At 56.0% G+C, this 17,868-nt stretch carries 15 protein-coding genes and 1 pseudogene; 2 read left to right on the top strand and 14 right to left on the bottom strand.

Annotated elements, in window-relative coordinates:
• Window positions 1–210 precede the first annotated feature (210 nt).
• From ACNAOV_RS06445 to ACNAOV_RS06455, 3 genes are all read right to left on the bottom strand, one after another.
• Window positions 211–2,292 carry a beta-galactosidase gene (locus ACNAOV_RS06445; protein WP_416517079.1) on the bottom strand — a complete coding sequence of 694 codons (2,082 nt, stop codon included), beginning with the start codon at window positions 2,290–2,292 and terminating at the stop codon, window positions 211–213.
• Between the two features lie 105 nt (window positions 2,293–2,397).
• A complete protein-coding gene (locus ACNAOV_RS06450) occupies window positions 2,398–3,387 on the bottom strand; it encodes a carbohydrate ABC transporter permease (protein WP_416517080.1) in 990 nt (329 codons plus the stop codon).
• Window positions 3,384–4,220: a carbohydrate ABC transporter permease gene (locus tag ACNAOV_RS06455; RefSeq protein WP_416518170.1), complete on the bottom strand. Its 837-nt coding sequence runs from the start codon at window positions 4,218–4,220 to the stop codon at window positions 3,384–3,386. Before ACNAOV_RS06455 ends, ACNAOV_RS06450 begins: the two co-directional genes overlap by 4 nt.
• Before the next feature lie 323 nt (window positions 4,221–4,543).
• Here ACNAOV_RS06455 and ACNAOV_RS06460 point away from each other — a divergent pair, with 323 nt between their 5' ends.
• Window positions 4,544–5,527 carry a LacI family DNA-binding transcriptional regulator gene (locus ACNAOV_RS06460; protein ID WP_416518171.1) on the top strand — a complete coding sequence of 328 codons (984 nt, stop codon included), beginning with the start codon at window positions 4,544–4,546 and terminating at the stop codon, window positions 5,525–5,527.
• Between the two features lie 48 nt (window positions 5,528–5,575).
• On the opposite strand, the gene ACNAOV_RS06465 is transcribed toward ACNAOV_RS06460, so the two are convergent.
• The 8 genes from ACNAOV_RS06465 to ftsX form a co-directional block, all read right to left on the bottom strand.
• Window positions 5,576–6,271, bottom strand: coding sequence for a pseudouridine synthase (locus ACNAOV_RS06465; RefSeq protein WP_416518172.1), 696 nt, complete (start codon window positions 6,269–6,271; stop codon window positions 5,576–5,578).
• Between the two features lie 75 nt (window positions 6,272–6,346).
• A complete protein-coding gene (gene glmS, locus ACNAOV_RS06470; RefSeq protein ID WP_416518173.1) occupies window positions 6,347–8,239 on the bottom strand; it encodes a glutamine--fructose-6-phosphate transaminase (isomerizing) in 1,893 nt (630 codons plus the stop codon).
• A gap of 87 nt (window positions 8,240–8,326) precedes the next feature.
• On the bottom strand, window positions 8,327–9,139 hold the full coding sequence (locus tag ACNAOV_RS06475) for an amino acid ABC transporter ATP-binding protein (protein WP_416517081.1): 813 nt from the start codon (window positions 9,137–9,139) through the stop codon (window positions 8,327–8,329).
• A 16-nt stretch (window positions 9,140–9,155) separates the two neighbouring features.
• A complete protein-coding gene (locus ACNAOV_RS06480; RefSeq protein WP_154312664.1) occupies window positions 9,156–10,130 on the bottom strand; it encodes an amino acid ABC transporter permease in 975 nt (324 codons plus the stop codon).
• Window positions 10,131–10,237: 107 nt separating this feature from the next.
• Window positions 10,238–11,176 (bottom strand): ABC transporter substrate-binding protein, encoded by a 939-nt coding sequence (locus tag ACNAOV_RS06485; protein ID WP_416517082.1) that lies wholly within the window; start codon window positions 11,174–11,176, stop codon window positions 10,238–10,240.
• A gap of 292 nt (window positions 11,177–11,468) precedes the next feature.
• A complete protein-coding gene (smpB, locus tag ACNAOV_RS06490; RefSeq protein ID WP_110413238.1) occupies window positions 11,469–11,945 on the bottom strand; it encodes an SsrA-binding protein SmpB in 477 nt (158 codons plus the stop codon).
• A gap of 92 nt (window positions 11,946–12,037) precedes the next feature.
• Window positions 12,038–13,462, bottom strand: a complete 1,425-nt coding sequence (locus ACNAOV_RS06495; RefSeq protein WP_416517083.1) for a CHAP domain-containing protein — start codon at window positions 13,460–13,462, stop codon at window positions 12,038–12,040.
• An 85-nt stretch (window positions 13,463–13,547) separates the two neighbouring features.
• On the bottom strand, window positions 13,548–14,471 hold the full coding sequence (gene ftsX, locus ACNAOV_RS06500; protein WP_416517084.1) for a permease-like cell division protein FtsX: 924 nt from the start codon (window positions 14,469–14,471) through the stop codon (window positions 13,548–13,550).
• 75 nt (window positions 14,472–14,546) lie between these two features.
• On the opposite strand from ftsX, the gene ACNAOV_RS06505 reads away from it, so the two are divergent.
• Window positions 14,547–14,606: a hypothetical protein gene (locus ACNAOV_RS06505; protein ID WP_367379055.1), complete on the top strand. Its 60-nt coding sequence runs from the start codon at window positions 14,547–14,549 to the stop codon at window positions 14,604–14,606.
• Between the two features lie 659 nt (window positions 14,607–15,265).
• On the opposite strand, the pseudogene ftsE reads toward ACNAOV_RS06505, so the two are convergent.
• The 3 genes and pseudogenes from ftsE to ACNAOV_RS06520 form a co-directional block, all read right to left on the bottom strand.
• Window positions 15,266–16,297 (bottom strand): annotated as a pseudogene (gene ftsE / locus ACNAOV_RS06510) (cell division ATP-binding protein FtsE); the annotation flags it as partial.
• A gap of 97 nt (window positions 16,298–16,394) precedes the next feature.
• The gene (gene prfB, locus ACNAOV_RS06515) at window positions 16,395–17,528 is read right to left on the bottom strand and encodes a peptide chain release factor 2 (RefSeq protein ID WP_416517085.1); all 1,134 of its coding nucleotides are present in this window, start codon (window positions 17,526–17,528) and stop codon (window positions 16,395–16,397) included.
• Between the two features lie 107 nt (window positions 17,529–17,635).
• Window positions 17,636–17,767, bottom strand: a complete 132-nt coding sequence (locus tag ACNAOV_RS06520; protein WP_255297770.1) for a hypothetical protein — start codon at window positions 17,765–17,767, stop codon at window positions 17,636–17,638.
• Window positions 17,768–17,868: the final 101 nt, after the last annotated feature.

Below are 17,868 nucleotides of genomic sequence, written 5' to 3' on the forward strand. Positions count from 1 at the left end.
ATATGAAAACTGACGATAACAGCGGTAAGTACCGAGATCATTCTTCATGACCCTTGTCGGGGGGGGGGGGGGGTCGTTATTGGGTAAACTATCATCTCAGCAGTAATAGTAGATACCAACGTTGATAACGATAACATTTCTACATAAACGATGCACCCTCCAAGTCTCTTTTCTACCTCTTTTCAGATTCAAGAAATTGAACCATAATCATTAAATCTTCGTCACCGCAACGCCATTAGGATGAAGAAGAATGTCACCCTCCTTCTCTCGGGCTACTGCGCAAGAAAGTACAACAGGTTTGCCCTCACACAGGATGGGGACATCCTGGTTTTCCCTATTGAAATAGAAAATGAATCGAGCTCCATCTCTCGATCCTGATCGTTCAAGGCGGAGAACCTTGCCACTGTAACCTTGATAGGTGCGATTAATTCCCATAAGGTTCAATAATTCAGGCAAAGTGGAGGCAAGCCCCTCCCTACCCAAATGACAACCTATATATGCAGACTGTCCCTTGCCGTAAGTATTCAATGTCACCGCAGGCACACCATTCATTCCAGTATGTTCCTCTGCCCTATATGAACTGATTACCTCGGTGGTATCCGCAATGGAAGTGATGCAATCAGCAATATCATGAGCAGTCATGCCATTGTCCAGTTGCAGCTCTCTGATGTTGGTATCACCTTCTTCAATCATCGGTACAAGTTCTTCCGAACGAACTCCCACAACGTCGCCTATAAGCCCCGGATAGCCATCAAGCCAAGCTCTGTTCTTTTCATCACAAATGCCCGTATAGTAAGTAACAAAAAGTCGGCCGCCCTTTTTGACATAATCACGGATCCTGTCAGCATTCTTCTCGCTCAGCAGGAAAACACCTGGCAGCACAACGGCTTTGTAGGTTTCCCATTGCTTGCTCAGGGGAACTACATCCGCAGCCAGACCTTCATCTTCCAAGGCTTGAAACCAATCCAATGCCTCTGCCCAATGGTGAATCTTTTGAGACGGCATAGCAATATACTGGTCGGCCCATTCGCTCTGATAGTCAAATACGATGGCAATCTGTGACTGCACCGGCCTGGTTCCAAGCATCCCTTCGTCAGTCAGACAAGACAAGTGAGACCCGAGTTCACAGACCTCATGGAAAACTCGGCTATCCTTACCGGCGTGAGGCAACATGGCCGAGTGAAACATCTCCGCTCCTGCTTTTGACTGCCTCCACTGGAAAAAGCAGATACCGTCGGCCCCTTGGGCAAGATGCGCAAGGGCATCGCGCGATATCTGACCAGGCTCCTTCCTCTCATTCACCGGCCTCCAATTGACTGCGCCTGTGGAATGTTCCATCAACAACCAGGGATTCTTGCTTGCAATATTGTTCACCAATGAAGAGGAATATGCCAGCTCGTCAAGATGCTGTTTCCCTGGCGTAAAGTAATGATCATTTGAGATAAAGTCAACTTCGGAGCCCCAATCATCATTGTCAAGAATGGAGTTGCTCGCGGTCACCATGAAGTTCGTGGTCAGGGGTATATATGGTGTGATCTTAGAAAGGACATCACGTTCTGCAATAAAGAACTGCTTGAGAGCATCGGAACTGAACCGCTTGAAGTCCAAAACCTTCCCCGGATTCATGAAGTTGCCTTCACCAACAAAACGAGGTGGTAGAATCTGCGAAAAGTCAGTGATGGTCTGAGACCAGAAGGCAGTTCCCCACGCATCATTGACAGCTTCGACACTTCCATATTCCTTTTTGCACCATCGCTGGAATGCCTTCATGGCGTCATCAGAATAATCAAATCGATTGTGGCATCCGTATTCATTGCTCACATGCCAAGCCACCACGTATGGATTATCCTTGAAATGCTTCGCCATCTGTTCGCATAAGCGTAAAGCATATTTTCGGAAAACGGGACTGGTGGGTCTCCAATGCTGACGAGCACCAGGCCAGCATACGTCTCCCCGCTCATCCCTCCAAAGCACTTCAGGGTGTGCCTGGGTGAGCCACAGGGGTGGTGATGCTGTTGCGGATGCGAGGTCTACGGCAATCCCAGCCTTGCCGAGCATCTCAATAATCTCATCCAACCATGAAAAATCATATACCCCATCTCGCGGCTCTATCTTCGACCATGCGAATACACCGACAGACAGGATGTTCACTCCTGCTTCCTTCATCAAATCGATGTCTTCACGCCATACATTCTTTGGCCACTGTTCCGGATTGTAATCACCGCCATACCAAATCCGGTTGTCTTGCCCTCTCAAAGGAGCTGGCCAACGAAAATTGCTCTTGCTGCTCATTACCGAGTTCACTCCTATTCATATGCATAGATGGTTTCAAGGCTTTGGCCTAAATAGGTTGTCTCACACTTCGTTGGGATAGCCCGCTGGGGGAAACTGAACCTCTCACTCTTTGACCGCGCCTGCCGCCAGCCCGGATTGCCAATATCTCTGGAGAGTAAGGAAAGCTATAACAAGTGGAATGATGGTGATCATACTTCCGGTAATGACCAGGTTCTGAATTGCCTGGCCTCCTGTCGTGCTCGCCTGATCCTTCCACTGATTCAAGCCGATGGTCAGGGGATACCAATCCGAATCCTTGAGCATAATCAAGGGCAGAAAATAGTTGTTCCAAGTAGCCACAATGGCGAACAAGGATGTTGTGACGATTCCAGGTGCCAGCAAGGGCAGACTTACACTCCAGAATGTTCTGAACTCGCCGGCACCGTCGACACGGGCCGCCTCCAGCAATTCAGTGGGAACAGCCTGTTCGGTGAATATCCACATCAGATAGAGGCCAAATGGACTGATAAGGCTGGGGATGATCATGGCCCAAGGGGTATCGGTTAGCCCCAATTTCGCAAAGAGTAGGAATTGGGGTACGGCAAGAGCTATTCCGGGAACGCTGATTGAACCTATGATGACCGCAAAAACCGCTTTGCGACCAGGGAACCTAAACTTAGCCAAGGCATACCCCCCCATGATTGCCAGCAAGGTGGCACCCCCAGCCCCGACTACTACGTAAATCAGAGTATTTACGAACCAACGTAGGAAGATACCGTTCTGATAAATACCGAGTAATTTCAGATTTTCACCGAGTGCAAAGGTGTGCCCAAACCCCAAACCAAACGTACTGGTGAAGTCTTCTTGTGTCTTTGTTGAATTTATCACCAGATAGACAAACGGGAAGAGGCAATATATCGCAAAGACCGCCGTAATGAACGTCAAAGACCAACTGCGACGTGGATTTGTTGGGTTCGAGAATCCGCTGGCGGCCGACCTCTTGCGTTCAGCAGCTTCATCTTTCGCCAATTTTTTCTTCCTATTTCTTCTTTCCTGGGTAGAAGAAAGGCGGGAAACGGAATCTGTTTTTACATGTTCGGCAGATATACTCATTTCATCTGCTCCTTCATCGTATTGAGCTGAACCGCATATGCGATAGACATGGTTATTACGGCCATTACAATCGCCAACGCAGCCGCGTAATTGGACTGGTTCCCAGAGAAGCTGAGATTATAGGCATACATATTGGGTGTGTAGAAAGTGGTAATCGCGTTCCTGGGCACCATATTCTGCATGATGCTGGGTTCATTGAACAGCTGGAAACTTCCAATGATGCTGAATATGACGGTAATCGCCAAAGACCCCCTCAACTCCGGCATCTTGATCCTCCGGACAATCTGCCACTCCGAAGCACCATCAATTGCAGCTGCCTCATACAGGGAATGAGGAATAGTCGATAAGGACGAATAAAAAATCAGCATATTATAACCGGTGAACTCCCAAGTAACAATGTTGCCAATTGAAGCCAACAGAACATTCGGAGATAGGACATCAAGATGAATTCCCAGCCATGTATTCAGAGAACCGACCAACCCATATTTCGCTCCATACATAAATGCCCAAATCAAAGTGGATACGACTGCCGGAACCGCATAGGGAAGAAAAGTCGATATACGGAAAAACTTCGTTCCATGAAGTTTCATAGAATCAATCGCCAAGGCCAACAAAGCCGCAATACAGAGCATGACGGGAACCTGAATGATCGTGAAGAGAGAAACCCTCCCGACTGCACTCCAGAACAGACCGTCGGCAAACAGGCGCTTATAATTCTCAAACCCTACGAATACGGTTCCACCGACCATCCTGCTTTCAAAGAACGATATATAAATCGCATAGAGGATGGGAATGATGAACACAAAAAGGAAAACCAAAACAAACGGTCCCATGAACTTCCATCCGCGCCAGTCCAATCTCTGCTTATGAACGTATTTGGGAGTTAAATCCTCAGATTGCCCCGGCGACTGATAAGCTTGACCAGATACGGTCGAACCTTCTTTGATAGCCATTGCGACCTTCTCCTTTGATAGCCAACGTCCGATAGTAAGAAGAACTGCAGCGCTGCATTGCTATATCAAATGTTTACGTTACCATAATAACTCTCCTTCTTGGATACTGCAAACACAGATCGGGAATTCCTACTAAGGTCTATGATTTAGACATAGCGGAACATGTCAAGGCAGGACTTATGAAACATACTCAATCACCGTCAATGCATGACGTTGCCAAGGCAGCCGGCGTGTCTACTCAGACGGTCTCGCGTGTGGCAAATGACAGCACCTCGGTTCGTCCTGAAACACGACAACGGGTCTTATTCGCCATGAATAAGCTGGGCTACAGACCCAACTATGCAGCACGTGCGTTGAAACGCGGACGTTTCAGGGACATCGGCGTTGTCATATCCAACATTGAAACCTACGGAAATACAAAAATTCTCAAAAGTATTGCGAGGACAGCGAATGATGCGGGTTATGCGATTACGCTTTTAACTATGCGGCGAGGCACAAATCGCGATATTCAGGCATCAATGGAAAGGATGAAACAACTCCCAGTCGATGGGGTTATCTTTATCCTTGATGAGAAAATCAACGATTTCGCTCCGTTCCATCCCTCCCCTGATCTACCTCTTGTTCTTTATTCCGAGATTCCCTCCGAGTCTTGCCCGACTATTGATACCGATCAATATGGAACAGCGGGAGCAATAGTCGACTACTTCCTCACTCGCGGTCACAGAACCGTCTACCACATTGCTGGCCCGTCAACATCCATGGCTGCCGTCAGCAGAACCAAGGGATGGAAGGATTCACTCCTCAAAGCAGGAAGAGAAGTTCCGCCGGTCTATCTCGGGGATTGGGAATCCGATAGTGGATACCAGGCCGGTCTATCGCTAGCATCCAAAATGGATTGCACCGCGATTTTTGCCGCTAATGACCAGATGGCCTATGGAGTCATGCAAGGACTGGCGGCAGGGGGAAAAACCGTTCCTGACGATGTCAGTATCATTGGGTTCGATGACTCTCTGGTCGGTATCGTACCCCGTCTCAACTTGACGACTATGCGACCACGCTTCGAAGATATCGGGCAAGAGGCATTCGCTATGATCAAGCGCCAATGCGAGGGCGAACAGCTGACACCAGGCGAAAAAATCGTCATTCCGTCGGAACTTATCGAACGACAGTCCGTAAAAACTCTATGAAGCTTGCTCTCTTGTGACCTATGTGTTGGAAGACCGCAAATCTCATGTTCATGTCAAGCTAAGAGGCATTTGGGAAATGAAATGTCGTTCTTCCTTACTCACCGGATCTATAAAGGAAAGTGATCGGGCGACCAAGGCCAGTGGCTTCCCAAAATCATCCTCTGCGTCATCTCTCAGCGATGGGTATAGGTTATCATACTTTATAGGAATGCCTATAGAGTTCATGTGTACTCTGAGCTGATGGGTTTTGCCCGTAAGCGGACGCAAAGAATACTTTCGATATCCACCTTGCGTTTGCTCAGGGGGCTGCTCTGTCGCCAAGTCCACAATCGTCTTGGCATTCACTGACCCACGCTCTTCATATGCCTGTAGAATGCCTCTATGCTTGAGAATTCTGGAACTACGCAACAGGGGGAATACGCTTGGTGGGTTCAGTGGTTTTACAGTACCGAATCGGGGTTGCTTCAGGGGCTTCGCTGGTGAAAGGCATTCATATTCCTTATGCACCTGCCGATTTTGGAACAACATCTGGTATTTTCCCCTGTACCTGCGATCGCGGATGAAGACCAAGACACCAGCGGTGGCCCGGTCGAGACGATGGGCAGGAATGATGTCAGGCTCACCAGTCATCTCACGAAGCCGGATTAGGGCCGTACTCCGGTACCACATCCCCCGCGGTGTGGAGGCCAGGAAGTGGGGTTTGTCGACCACAATAATCCTAGAATCCTCATAGAGGATGGGCATATCGAAGGGAATATCAGGCTCGTCCAGAACCCAACGATGGGGCCGTTCCACCCGCCGATCAGACACCACTCACTACTACTCTACGGTAACAGACTTGGCTAGGTTGCGCGGCTTGTCCACATCCAGCCCCTTGAGACGGGCCGTGTCCAGAGCGAAGAGCTGGAGGGGGACCACGTCAACCAGGGGGCTCATCAGAGTCGGGCACTGGGGTCTGCGGAAGACGACGTCTGCGTATCTGGAAGCGTCCTCGTCCTCCTCTTCGGCCACAGCGATGGTGAAGGCGCCACGGGCCTTCACCTCCTCAATGGATGAGATCACCTTGTTGTGTAGGACATCCCTCCCGCGGGGGCTGGGGACGATCACCACGACAGGTTCCCCCGGTTCAACCAGTGCAATGGGGCCGTGCTTCAGCTCACCAGCCGCAAAACCCTCGGTGAAGGTGTAGGCGATTTCCTTGAGTTTCAGGGCACCCTCGAGGGCAACCGGATACCCTACGTGACGGCCCAGAAAGAGGAAGGAATGGGCATCGATCATCCGCTTGGCGGTCTCCAGGACCTTCTGCGACTGGGTGGCCAGAACCCACTGGATCTTGGCAGGCATGGCCTTGAGGTTGTCGATGGTCTGGTGAATCTCGTCTCGATACATGGTTCCCTTGACCTGGGCCAGGTAAAGCCCCAGCAGGTAGGCCGCCACGATCTGGGCCAGGAAGGCCTTGGTGGAGGCCACAGCCACCTCGGGGCCGGCGTGCGTGTAGAGCACGGCATCGGACTCCCTGGGAATGGTGGACCCCTGGGTATTGCAGATGGCCAGAACCCGTGAACCCTGCTCACGCGCATGCCGGAGCGCCATCAGCGTGTCCATGGTCTCCCCGGACTGGGAAATAGCCACGACCAGGGTGCGCGGGGTCAGAATGGGATCACGGTAGCGGAACTCGTGGGCCAGCTCGACCTCCACCGGAATGCGGACCCAATGCTCGATGGCGTACTTGGCCACCAGGCCCGCGTAGGAGGCCGTGCCACAGGCCACCACGATGATCTTGTCGATCTGACGGAAGACATCCTCATCGATGTGGACCTCGTCCAGATCCAGGTCGCCTGACTCGTCGTACCTACCCAGCAGAGTGTTGGAAACCGCCGCAGGATCCTCGTGAATCTCCTTGTCCATAAAGGAATCCCATCCGCCCTTTTCGGCGGCCGAGGCATCCCAGTCGATGGTGTAGCGGCGCGGATGCTCCACCGGATGTCCTTGGAAGTCGGTGACCAGGACCTGGTCCGCGCTGATGCAGACCGCCTGGTCCTGCCCCAGCTCCATGGCCCGACGGGTATAGGCCACGAAGGCGGCCACATCGGATCCCAGATAGTTCTCTCCGTCTCCCAGACCAACCACCAGCGGCGAATCGTGTCGGATGCCCACCACCAGATCGGGCTGCCTCGAGTCCACGACCAAGATGGTGAAAGCCCCTTTGAGCATACGGGCCAGCCGCCTGACGGCCTCGAAGATGTCCGGCTGGCCGGTGGCATCGATAATCTCTTGGGCGATCTTGCCCAGAAGCTTGGCAGCCACCTCGGTGTCCGTGGAGGAGACGAAGGTGTACCCCTCGGTCTCCAGGTCCAGACGAAGCCTGGATGCGTTCTCGATGATCCCGTTGTGAATCAGCGCGACCTTGCCGTCGCGGCTGATGTGGGGATGGGCGTTGACGTCAGTGGGTTCGCCATTGGTGGCCCAACGGGTGTGGCCGATGCCCACAGTTGCCTCGGGCATTGGCTTGGCCTTCAGATCGGCGACCAGATTGCCCAGGCGCCCCGCCTTCTTGCGTACGGCCACCCGCGCCATCCCAGGGGCAGCCAGGGCCACTCCGGCCGAGTCATAGCCCCGGTATTCCAGGCGTTCCAGGCCCTTGAGGCAGACCTCCAGGGGTCTACCGCAGGCCGTCCGTACTGATCCCGCATAACCGACGATTCCGCACATGGGCCCCAGTCTAGCCACGGGAGTTCCACCTCTGCCCGTCCAGAAGGCTTCTTGCCGGAATTTCTACAACCCGAACAGCGCCTGTTTCTAGAGCACGGTATGCAGGAACTCAGCGAACCTCTCGGTGCGCGGATTGTCGATGATGTCAGGACCCCCCTGTTCCACTACGACACCCTGGTCCATAAAGACAATCTGCTCGGCCACCTCGCGGGCAAAGCCCATCTCATGGGTGACCACCACCATGGTCATGCCTTGTTGAGCCACCTGCCGCATGACCCCCAGAACCTCCCCCACCAGCTCCGGATCCAGGGCTGAGGTGGGCTCATCGAAGAGCATGATGTCAGGGTGCATGGCCAGGGCTCGCGCGATGGCCACACGCTGTTGCTGGCCGCCGGAGAGCTGAGCGGGATAATAGTCCATCCTGTCCTCCAGCCCTACACGTTCCAGCTGTGCCTGTGCCTCCTTGCGGGCATCGGTCTTGGGAACCCGTCCCACATGGACCGGCGCCTCCATGACGTTTTCCAAGGCGGTCATGTGGGGGAAGAGGTTGAAACGCTGGAAGACCATGCCGATCTTGGAGCGCTGCCTGGCAATGGCCTTGTCGTCCAGGGTCTGCAGCACAGGGCCCTTGCTGGTATCGACCTTCCGGTATCCGGTCAGCTCGCCGTCTACATAAATCTCGCCGGCTGTACGGGTCTCCAACTGGTTGATCAGCCTCAGTAGCGTTGACTTGCCGGAACCGGAAGGCCCCAGGACGGCCGTTACCGTGCCGGGCATGACCTCCAGGTTGATTCCACGCAGCACATGCTGATCGCCGAATACCTTGTGCACATTTCTGATGACGATGGCCGGATCCTTGCCGCCTTGACGGTCTTTCCTGGTCTGCCTGTCCTCGTCCATGATTCTCCTCCTGCGCTCAGGCGTTCAGCCCGGCCATCATGACCTTGTTGACCTTGTCAGTCTCCTGACGGGTCTGCGGGTCCTCGCCATCCTTGCCGTCCTTGGCCCCCGATCCGGCCAGGGGCCGCGAGTCGAAGCCCTTGCCGTAATGCTTCTCCAACTGGGCCTGGATGACCATGAGCACAGAGGTGATGACCAGGTACCAGATGCAGGCCACAATCAGCAGCGGGATGGTCTTGTAGATGCGGTTGGCGATGGCGTTGGTGGCGAACTGGAGTTCCAGGGTGAAGGGCACGGCAAGAGCCAGGGACGTGGTCTTGAGCATGCCGATGGTCTCATTGCCGGTAGGCGGCACAATGATGCGCATGGCTTGGGGCAGGACGATCCGCCGCATGATCATGGACGGCGGCATGCCCAGAGCCTTGGCTGCCTCCTCCTGGCCGGGATCCACAGCCTCGATGCCGGCACGGACGATTTCAGAAAGATAGGCGGCCTCATTGAGACCCAGACCCAGAACCGTAGCCACGGTGGCGTTCAGCACGGTCTTGGTGTCAATACTCCAGAATTCGGGACCGAAGGGAATGCCGATGGCCAGCTTGGGTATCAGCACGGAGAGCAGACCCCAGAAGACCAACTGGGTATATACAGGAGTGCCACGGAAGAACCAGATGAAGAACCAACTGACCCAGCGCAGGACCGGATTGGAGGATTTGCGCATGACTGCCAGGATGATGGCCAGTATTGTGGCAAGGACCATGGCATAGACGGTCAGCAGAAGGGTCCACTTGATGCCGTCCAGGACGTGCTCATTGAAGAGGTACTTCCAGACCGTGGGCCAATCAAAGTTGGGGTTGGTCACCATGCCGTGGATCAGCATGGCCACGAAGATGGCCACGATGACTGCAGCCACGATCGGCCCTGGCTTACGCACCGGCCTGGCATGTATTCTGCCGGGGATCTGAATCTGGTCCGTCCCCTTCTTGGTATGCATCTCCTGCTTCCTTCCGCACCGCTGTACTTGTTCAGGCCTAGCCTATTGGCCGAATCACCTGATTAGGCGCGGGTCGCCCGAAGTGACGACCCGCGCCTGGCCTTGTCTCAGTCAGAGACCGCAGGATTGATCTCGGCCTTTTCGACCGCACCGCTCTGGACGCCCCAGTTCTTGAGGATCTTGGCGTAGACGCCGTCGTCGATCAGCTTCTGAAGAGCCGCCTGGGTGGCCTCGGCCATGCCGCTGCCCTTCTTGAGAGCGGCACCTTGCAGGACGATGTCGGTATCCTTGCCCAGCTTCTCCAGCTGGCCGTTGGTCTGCTTGATGGCATACCCGGTCACCTGGGAGTCGGCGTAGAAGACGTCGATCTTTCCGTTGACCACTGCCGTGGCGGCATCGGTCTGCTGCTTGTAGGACTGCACATCCACGGGCTTCTTGCCCTTGGCCTTGCACTCGGCCGAGATCTTGTCAGCCGCCTGCTGCTCTTCGATGGTCCCGGTCTGCACGCCGACCTTGACACCACAGATGTCGTCAGGATTGATTTTGGAAGGGTTGCCCTTCTTGACGGCAAAAGCCGTGCCCGCCTTGAAGGTGGTGACGAAGTCGACCGACTGCATCCGCTCCTTGGTGATGGTGAAGCTGGAGATGCCCGCGTCATACTTGCTACCGATGGCTGGGATGATGGTATCGAAGGAGGCGCTGACCATCTCCCCCTCGAGCCCCATGACCTTGGCAATGGCGTTCGACAGGTCAACGTCATAGCCAATGGGGGTCTTTCCGTCCTCATTCATGAACTCGCCAGGTGCATATGAGGTCTCCATACCCACGGTCAGCTTGCCGTCCTTGGAAACCGACTCGGGCACCTTGGCCGCGATGGCTGGATCCTTCTTGATGCCGCTGACGTCAAAAGCCGCTGGATGGGAGCTGGTGGTGGCCTTGCCCGACGCACTGCTGGTGTCCGCCTCGTCGGTGGTTCCGCAGGCTCCGACGGAGGCCAGCAGGGTGATACTCAGAGCCGCCGCCAACACCGCCTTGATCTTGCCCATGTCTTCTCCTCTTCCGGACCGCCCCGAAGCGACCCCTCATTGCCCTTGATTGACATGCACTATTATGCACACATTTGTATTTTTATGCATACAGAATAAGGTTAACTCAATCCTGCTGACTGACTACCCTGTTATTTTTGGCTCTATAGCAGGCCACAGACGCTATTCAACACTGTCGATTGCCTCTAGCCCCGGGCGTGTCGAATGTGTATAGAACGGGAAGCCCTCAGTGGGCGATTGTCGGTCGTTATGAAATTCAGGGAATTCAGTAGGTTTATCTAAGTGTAAGTGCTCAGCCCCGCCGGTTGCGGTAGCGCATGGCCCTTTGAGCCTCGCGGCGATCCTGCTCCTCCCTCAGAGACTGGCGCTTGTCATACTCACGCTTTCCTCGGGCCACAGCGATCTCGACCTTAACCCTGCCGTCCTTGAAATACAGACTCAAAGGGACGATTGTATAGCCCTTGGCCTGAATCTGCCGCTCCAAACGAACGATCTGCTTGGCATGGAGGAGCAACTTGCGCTTGCGCTTGGGGGCGTGGTTGTTCCAGGTGCCATTGAGGTATTCAGGGATATTGGCGTTCTCCAGCCAGACCTCGTGCCGCCGGTCAATGCTGACGAATGACTCGGCCAGGGAGGCACGCCCCTCGCGCAGAGACTTGACCTCGGTCCCGGTCAGCGCGATGCCGGCCTCGTACCGATCCTCGATCTGGTAGTCATGACGGGCCCTGCGGTTCTGGGCGATCATCGACGTGCCGGTTTCCTTAGCCATAATATCCTCCTCCTGATCGCGCCAAGGAGGCTACTTGGCACTCCGGACAGCGATAATACCGTTCCAAGCGGCGGACCTGGCCCGCATCGGCATCAGTAATGAATGTATTGGTAGTTGCCTGCCCCATAGACCGTTTCATAGGTAGGGAAGGAGGCGAAGCCTGCACCTCCTTCGGAGATGAGTACCGATCCATCTGCATTGACCCGCTCGACCACAGCTACGTGGCCATAGGTCCAGTTGGCGTTCCAACGAGTTACCCGCTGGCCACGGGCGAAGACCATGGCAGCACCGACATGGGGAGTATTATTGACTAAATAGCCCAATTTACGTGCATTGCCAGCCCAATCAGCCCCATTACCCATATAGGATCCCACAGGAAGAGACAGCTGCGAGCGGCGTGTATAGGCCCAAAGCGTACACTGCGGGTAAGAATAAGCACTACCGCCCACTGTGTTGCCAGTCTTATGGCCATAGCAGAATCCAGAACCTGAAGGACAGCTGCCGGGCACCGCATAATTCATACCGGAGGCGCCGCTACCGCCACCGTTGCCTCTGCCACTATTGCCACCGCCGCCATTGTTACTGGGCGGGTTAGGCCGTGAATTCTGTGCTGGACGGGTGCCGCCACCATTGCTGATTTGCTGTGCTCCGCCGGAATGCGGGTCAGCTCTGCCGCCCGCATTGCCTGTGTTCAGAGAGTCAATCATGGATTCGGTGGCTACAATTTCTGCAGCCTCTCGGGCAGACTGTGTGGTCAGGGCAGCCTTTTGGCTTTCCAACTGCTTGCGGGCTGCAGTACCTTGGTCACGTAGGGCCTGCAAGTGGTCCTGTTTGGCCTGAGCCGCCGCTACAGCCTGCTGGGCTAACGCCTGCTGTTGGTCAGCCTTGGCCTTAAGCGTGCTGATCTGCTCCTCAATGGCCTCCAGACGCTGCTTCCGGTTCATGGAGGAGTTGAGGGTGTTGGCCGCATCGTTGGCCGCATTGGCTTCGGACCTGGTTACAGCCGCATCGGACTGCATCTTGTCTACAAAATCCTGGGTACTTGAAGACTTGGTCACCACATCCATGATCTGAGAAGTCTCGGACCCATGAAAACTCTTTCTGGCCATCTGTGCCACGCCAGCCTTGGCATCGTCATAATCGAGACCTGTCTGACGTATCTTGGCCTCCAGGTCTGCACGGTCCTTGCGGGCAGCCTCCAGGCGGTCGTTGGTGGCCTGAACCAAGCTGTCGGCCTGTTCGGCCTGCTGCTGGGCATCGTTAGCGCTTTGCTGCGCAGCCGGAATCTGGTTGGAGGTCAAATCATCGAGACTCAGTATCTGATTGGCCAGCTGGGCGCTGACACCAGCCAGCTTGCTCTTCAGGGCCGCGTGGTTCTGAACTTGCTGCTGGTAGCTGCTCCAGTCGGCTCGGGCGGGTTCGGGGGCTACTGACAGTCCGAGGATTCCGCCGCCCAGCATCATGGCCAACGATCCGACGAGACCGCAAATAGCCTCCCACCGTTTGGTACGATTCATGGTCAAGTCCCTCACTATCGTTTTCCATGCTAGTCACCATTATGACAGAGATTGCGCCCCCAATCGATTGGCCAGTCGCCGAAAATCAGGTACGCAAATACCGCCGCAAAGAGATGGAAGAGGCCAGTGCGGATAAGAGCATGGCCCCCAGGATCAAGGCTGGCGCTATGAGCAGTACTGTGGACTGGTTCACAAAAGGCATCCATTGGACCGTGCGAGCCAGCCAGTCGGTAATGAAGAGCTTAACGATGGCGCTTAGCGCTCCGACAGCCAGAAGCGAACCCAGCAGGGAGGCCACCACGCCCTCCAGGATGAAAGGCAAACGGATAGTCCAGTTGGATGCTCCCACCAGCCTCATGATTTCCGTCTCGTTCCGACGGGAGGCAGCGCTCATTCTGATAGTGGTGCCGGTCAGCAGAATGGCTACAATCACCATGACCACAGCCAGGACCAAGGTGACCGCTGTGGCCCTGTTGAGAATTTTGAAGACCGGGTCGAATATCTGACGCTGGTCGGAGACCTCTTCTACGCCATCGCGTCCTGACAAGACCTCGGAGACCACCTGGTACTTGGTCGGGTCCTTGAGCTTGAGCCGCAGGGAGGCCTGCATGTCCGCCGCGGTCATGGTCCTTCCCTCGTAAGTGCCGTCAGGGTACTGCTTGAGGAAGGTGTTCTTGAAAAAGTCCTCACGGCTCTGATAGGTGATCTTGGCCACGGAGTCGCTCAGCTCGTTGTTAATGGTGTTCTCCAGCCTGACAATCTCGTCATCGGTGGGCGCCTTGCCGGTCGCGCATGAGGCCGCCTGGCTGGTGCCGTCCGGGCAGAGCCAGACCACCACCTCCACCTGGTCGTACCAGTCTCCCTTGGCCTTGCTGATTTGAGCCTGCATGAGTCCCGAGGCACCTATGAACAGGAAGGAGATGAAGGTGACCAGCATGACCGAGAGGATCATGGACCCGTTGCGGCGCAGGTTGTCCCAGGTGCTGGAAAGGATGAACCGCAGTCTCATCGTGCCGCCTTCTTCTTGTCATCATGCTCATCCCGAGCCTGTGCTTCGTTCTCTCGACGGGACTTCCTGGCCGTCTTGGGGGCTTCAGGCGGAGCAGGAGGAGCCGGCGGGGCTCCCATGGGCTCAGCATCATGATGATTTTCGCTCACTGAGACCTTTTTATCGGCCCTGCTCTTCTCGGAAGCCTGTTTTGAGGATTTCGCGACGTCCTGCTTCATCTGGACCGCAGTATGACCTGACTTTCCGGTCGGCTCTGCCGGGCTGGAGCCATCAGCTCCCGAAGGCTGATTGGGCCTCTTGAACCGTTGCTCACTATCAGAAGTCCTGGCAGAAGAGTTCTTCACCGACCGGCGGTCATTGGTCCTGTCATCATTTTTGGGAGCACTTTGACTCCGATCACGATTGCGTTCGTCATGCTCAAGACCCTTGCTGTCATCGCTTCGTTTCCCGTCCTGCACCCTGTTGCTCGATTCCTCGGTCTGCCGACCCTGGAATCTGCCCTCAGCGGTTGTCTTGCGCTGATCAGCATCCGAACCGCTGGTAGGCTTGGGAGATTTTCTGGAAACTGTACGTTCAGTATGGGCGTGATTGACGGACTCATCATGATCGGTACCTGCCTTGTCGCGGTCCCTGTCACCGGAACCGTCGCTCGACTGACCTGATTGATCCTTGCTGCTCTGAGCCACAGGCCTGCGGAATCGCTCATCCGAGTTCGAGTCGGTCCTCCGATCGGCCTGTCCTGCAGCCGCGTCTTCATGGCGGCTGGAATCTTCCTGCGCAGATTCAAGACTGCCCAGACCTTTGCCCCAGGTCAGGGTATCCTCAACCGAGGTGAAGACCTGCCCATAACGTCCGGTTCTGCCCGAATGCATGGACTTGGCCAGCCGTGCGATTCCTTCGTCGCCGTACTGACCCTGGTTGACGGCCTGTGCCACCGCTTGGACCACCTGCTTGGCCCCCTTGGTTCCATCCGCGATTGGCTCGGCAGCCGGACTGTTCCCATCCTGCACAACGACCTGCACCGGGCGGCGTCCTCCAACTCCAGCCTTACGTGCACGGTCCAGGGCATCGCCGTCGGCAGGGTCACCGATGGCATGATGAGAGCGCGCAGCCACTTCGGCATCGGGGAAGAAGCGTGAAGAATCGTAGGAGCCGTGGGCCTCGTCGCGCATGATCCGACCAGTATGCAATTCCACCACCCGCTTGCGCATGGAGTTGACTATCTCCTCGTTGTGGGTGGCCATGACCACGGTGGTGCCGGTCCTGTTGATGGCATCCAGGACCTCCATGATCCCCAGGGAGGTGGTGGGATCAAGATTGCCGGTGGGCTCATCTGCCAGCAGAATTTCCGGGTTGTTGACGTAGGCCCTGGCCAGAGCCACACGCTGGGCCTCGCCGCCGGAAAGCTCGTGCGGGTAGTTGTGTTCCTTGCCCGTCAAACCCACTGTCTTGAGAACCTGGGGCACCAGGGTCTTGATAGTGGACCGACGGGCGCCGATAACCTCAAGTGTAAAGGCCACGTTCTGCCACACGGTCTTGTTGTTGAGCAGTTTGTAATCCTGGAAAACGAAGCCAATGGAACGCCGGTAGCCGGGAATCTCGCGGTTGCGCAGACGTCGCAGGTCGTTGCCGGCCACGCGGATCTCCCCATCGGTGGCTTCCTCCTCGCGCAAGAGCAGACGCAACAGGGTGGTCTTGCCCGATCCGCTGGCACCCACCAGAAAAACGAAATCCCCTCGATTGACATCCAGGCTGATGTTATCCAAGGCTGGACGGGACCCCTTGGGGTAAATCTTGGTCACGCCCTTGAGCGAAATCAACGCCATTTACACTCCGTTCCTCGGTATTCCCATACAGAGGCTATCAAGAAGACCGACACTACTCACTCATGAAACACCGACCAGACCTGAGCTGGACGAAGCTCTACTTGCTGGCTTCCTCCTCGCGAGCCTGGACCCGCTGCTGATGCCGCCAGCGAATGCCAGCCTCGATGAAGGCGTCGATGTCACCGTCAAAGACCCCCTGCGTATCGGAGGTCTCGTATCCGGTGCGCAGATCCTTGACCATCTGGTAGGGATGCAGCACGTAGGAGCGCATCTGATCCCCCCAGCTGGCCTTGATGTCCCCGGCCAGTTCTTTCTTCTTCTTGGCCTCCTCCTCGTGCCGCAGAACCAACAGCCGGGACTGCAGAACAGCCATGGCAGCCGCGCGGTTCTGAATCTGGCTGCGTTCATCCTGCATGGTCACCACGATGTTGGTCGGCAGGTGGGTGATACGCACGGCCGAATAGGTGGTGTTGACACCCTGGCCGCCGGGGCCGGAAGAGCAGTAAGTGTCCACCCGGATGTCCGAATCGGGGATGTCGATGTGGTCGGTGGGCTCCACCAGGGGGATGACCTCGACAGCAGCGAAAGAGGTCTGCCGGCGACCCTGGTTGTCAAAGGGCGAGATCCGCACTAGACGATGGGTGCCGCCCTCCACCGACAGACGGCCGTAAGCATAGGGGGCATCCACCTGGAAGGTGGCCGACTTGATTCCTGCCTCCTCCGCGTAGGAGGTGTCCATGACCTTGGTGGAGAAGCCGTGCCTCTCAGCCCAGCGCATGTACATGCGCAGAAGCATCTGCGCCCAGTCGGCCGCATCCACCCCGCCGGCACCCGAGCGGATGGTGACCACGGCAGCGCGCTCGTCGTACTCCCCGTCCAGCAGGGTCTGAATCTCCATGTCATCCAGGTCGGACCTCAAAGAGTCGATCTCCTTGCGGGCCTCCACCAGGGTGTCCTGATCATGCTCCTCCTGGCCCAGCTCCTCCAGGGCCTGCACATCGTCCAGCCGGGAGGAGGCGGACTCCAGGTGCTTGAGCTGGGATTGCAGGGCCGAGAGCCTGCTGGTCACCTTCTGAGCATTTTCCTGGTCGTCCCAGAGTCCGGGCGCGCTGGCCTGACGCTCCAGATCCGCAATCCGCGAGCGCAGACCCTCCGGGTCCAGCGCCTTGGAAATCATCTCGTACTTGGCCTTGGCCTGCTCCAATGCTTGGGCAAAATCCATCTCTGCCATGCCGTCTCACCGCTTTCCAGACCGACTCCGCACGAGCCGGCCACCGTCTTCATTCCTATTTGCCTTTGCCTGCAACAGCCGGAATCCCGCCGACTGAACGGGCCCGGTCAAAGGCCGCTGAAGATGGCTGGGATGACAAGACTGGCCAGCAAAGCCACAGCGATGACCAGGCAGACCGCCCTGGCCGTATTGCGGCGCCGGCGCTCCCGGCGCTCCCGCTCATGACTGTAGGCACTCATAGTTGATAATTTTACCTATCGGCTGGGACCTGGCTGACGACGCTTCAGACCCGGCTGTCGGACGGACCGCCTGTATTTGAGCGTCGACCGGCTTATCCTGT

Origin of the sequence: Bifidobacterium asteroides, from assembly GCF_048001765.1 — a bacterium.
GTDB lineage: Bacteria > Actinomycetota > Actinomycetes > Actinomycetales > Bifidobacteriaceae > Bombiscardovia > Bombiscardovia asteroides_K.